The sequence below is a fragment of the Mesorhizobium sp. M2E.F.Ca.ET.209.01.1.1 genome (assembly GCF_004010375.2).
Taxonomy (GTDB): Bacteria; Pseudomonadota; Alphaproteobacteria; order Rhizobiales; family Rhizobiaceae; genus Mesorhizobium.
Window position 1 is genome coordinate 1 of the sequence record NZ_SADP02001357.1, and the last position, 280, is coordinate 280.

Here is a 280-nt window from a genome sequence, read left to right on the forward strand (position 1 = left end):
AAGCGGTTGAGCTCGATCGCCTGCCGCTGGCCGCCCGAGAGATGCTCGACCTTGGTGCGTAGCGAGGGAATGCGCGTGCCGGCATTGGCCAGCGCCTTGCCGACCACCGCCTCCATGGCGCGCTCGTCGAGGACCGGAACGCCCAGCACCTTGCGTGTGATCTCGCGGCCCATGAAGAAGTTGGCGACCACATCGACATTGGTGCAGAGCGAGAGGTCCTGGTAGACGGTCTCGATGCCGGCGGCCTTGGCCTCGGCCGGAGATCTGGCGAGGAATTCCT

General features: G+C 66.1%; 1 pseudogene. It reads right to left on the bottom strand.

Annotation, left to right across the window (positions count from 1 at the left end):
- A pseudogene (locus tag EN852_RS40385) lies at positions 1-280 on the bottom strand (sugar ABC transporter ATP-binding protein); the annotation flags it as partial.